Annotated in this window: 3 protein-coding genes; all 3 read left to right on the forward strand. The window is 76.0% G+C overall.

The genetic code is table 11. The annotated features are described in order from the left end of the window. The first annotated feature begins 209 nt into the window (after positions 1 to 209). A complete protein-coding gene (locus IE312_RS37450) occupies positions 210 to 1,085 on the forward strand; it encodes an alpha/beta hydrolase (protein WP_229900920.1) in 876 nt (291 codons plus the stop codon). Then, entirely contained in the window at positions 1,082 to 1,612 is a 531-nt protein-coding gene (locus IE312_RS37455; protein WP_229900921.1) for a hypothetical protein, read from the forward strand. The genes IE312_RS37450 and IE312_RS37455 overlap by 4 nt, the downstream gene beginning before the upstream one ends. 5 nt (positions 1,613 to 1,617) lie before the next feature. Then, the coding region (locus tag IE312_RS37460) for an MsnO8 family LLM class oxidoreductase (protein WP_229900922.1) at positions 1,618 to 2,437 on the forward strand (820 nt) is incomplete at its 3' end.

Here is a 2,437-nt window from a genome sequence, read left to right on the forward strand (position 1 = left end):
CGCCGTCGCCGTCAACACCGCCCTCGTCCTCCTCACCGCCCTCACCAGCGCCCTCTTCCTCCGCACCCCCACCACCAGGTGACCGGCCCACAGTGCGCGGCGACCTAGCCATCTGTCGGTTGGCGCGGGCCGCGGAGGCCGACACAGTGCCGGAGAGCGGCCCGCCACCGGCCCCCGGCCCGGCAGGCCGCACAGGAAAGGAGAAAGTCGTGAAACCAGGTACGGCCGGCCGGCCCGACCCCGTGCAGGGACCCGTCCGGTGGGAGGAGGCGCTGCTGCCGTCCCCCGGCCACCAGGTGCCGGTGCGGGTGTACCGGCCCGGCACGCGGCCCGGCGGCTGGCTGGTCTGGGCGCACGGTGGCAGCTGGCAGTACGGCTCGGCGGCCCAGTGGCACGAGGTCACCGCCGATCTCGCCCGTTTCTCGGGCTGCGGCGTGGTCAGTGTCGACTACCGGCTGGCACCCGCGCACCGGTATCCGGCCGCCCTGCTGGACGTGCTGACCGCGCTGCGCTGGGCGCGCCGCGAGGCGGTCCGGGAGACCGGCGCGCCGTTGGTGGCCGTCGGGGGCGACAGCTCCGGCGGAACGCTGGCGGCCTCGGCGGCCCTGGTCCTGCGGGACAGCGGCGAACCGCTGGCCGGCCAGTTCCTCGCCTATCCGCCGTTCGACCCCGCGTGCCGGGCCCCGTCCTACCGGGCCGACGCGGAGGCGTACCCCTCCGCCGACCAGCTGCGCGCGGCGTGGCAGCGGTACCGGGGAAGCGCGCCGGTGCACCCGCGTTCCGACGTCCTGTACTCCACTCCGCTGGAGGCACGGGACGTCGGCGGGGTGGCCCCGGCCGTGCTGGCCGTGGGCGACCAGGACCCCGTGGTGGACGACGTCCGCGCCTACGCCGACACGCTGCGGCGGGCCGGTGTCCCGACGTCCCTGCGGCTCTTCCACGACACCCCGCACGCGGCCCTGGTCATGCCGCCCCGGCAGTGGAGCACGGAACGGGCGCACCCGATGCGCCAGTGGCTGGGCCGGATGGTCGCGGCCCGCTTCAGCACAGTGACCACCGACAACCCGCACCAGGAGGAGATGTGACGACGGAGAACGCCTCACCGGAGGCCGTGGAGAGCACCGCGCACCTGGACGCGCTGGGGCGCCACTTCGGGGACCTGCGCGACGGGACCCACGGGGACGCCGTGTCGCGCCAGGGCAAGGAGCGGCTGTTCCACGACGCGGTGGCGCTGCTGGACCCGTACGCCCGTGAGGTGCTGCGCGAGTTCGACCGCGAGATGCTGCACGGCACCGGCACCCTGGAGGCCACCGGGGTCGGGCGCACACCGGACGGGGGACTGGCGGCGCTGTGGACGCTGTCCTGGCCCGAACAGAGGGACGCGGGGATCCAGCCCATCACGCTGATGGCGCACTACGGGCGGGGCTTCCACCATCCGCATCTGCGCGGCGCCACGGTGGCCGAGTGGCCCCTGAACGTCTTCACCCGGGAGCAGGCGGCCGCCGAGGTGCCCACGCTGCGGGCGATCGCCTCGGCGGACCTGCACAACCTGGTGTTCCAGCGGGACTTCCGCATCGTGCCGTCGGTCGTCGCCGGCCGGAAGGGGGAGTGAGCGCGATGCGCGTCTCCGTTCTGGACCAGTCCCCCGTCGGGGAGGGACACACCGGCGCCGACGCCCTGCGGGCCTCCCTCGAACTCGCCCGCCACGCGGACCGGTGGGGTTTCGACCGGTACTGGCTGGCTGAGCACCACGCCTCGCCGGGCTTCGCCGGCAGCGCCCCGGAGATGCTGGCCGGCGCCGTCCTGTCCGCGACGGACCGGATCCGGGTCGGCACCGGAGGGGTGCTGCTGCCGCGCTACCCGGCGCTGAAGGTCGCCGAGGTGTTCGGCGTGCTGGCCGCGCTGCACCCGGGCCGGGTCGACATGGGCATCGGCCGGGCCGGCGGCCCCGCGGCCGACTTCCCCGACCGGCTGCGGGAACTGAGCTCGCTGCTGCGGCTGCCGGGCAGCGCGGACGTGTATCCGGAGGCCCTGACGGCGGTGCCTCCGGTGCCGCCGGAGCTGTGGCTGCTGGGCGCCGGCGCGGGGTCGGCCGCGGCCGCCGGCCGGCTGGGCGTGGGCTTCGCCTTCGCGCACTTCCTGGTGCCCGGTCCGAGCGTGCGCGCGCTGCAGGCGTACCGGGAGGCCCACCTGGCCGCGACGGGCGGGGAGGGCCACGGGGGCCTGCTCGCCGTACGCGCCGTCGTGGCGGACACCCCGGCACGGGCCGACGAGCTGGCGCAGGCCATGCTGCTGTGGCGGGCGCGGAAGGACCTGGGGGAGGACGGTCCCCTTCCGTCGGTCCGGACCGTACGACGGCACCGGTGGACCGGGGCGGAGTCCGAGCGGGCCGCCCAGCACGCGAGGTCGCTGATCGCCGGCACGCCCGAGGACGTCG

This window comes from Streptomyces capoamus (genome assembly GCF_014654935.1).
In the GTDB taxonomy this organism is placed as follows: domain Bacteria; phylum Actinomycetota; class Actinomycetes; order Streptomycetales; family Streptomycetaceae; genus Streptomyces; species Streptomyces capoamus.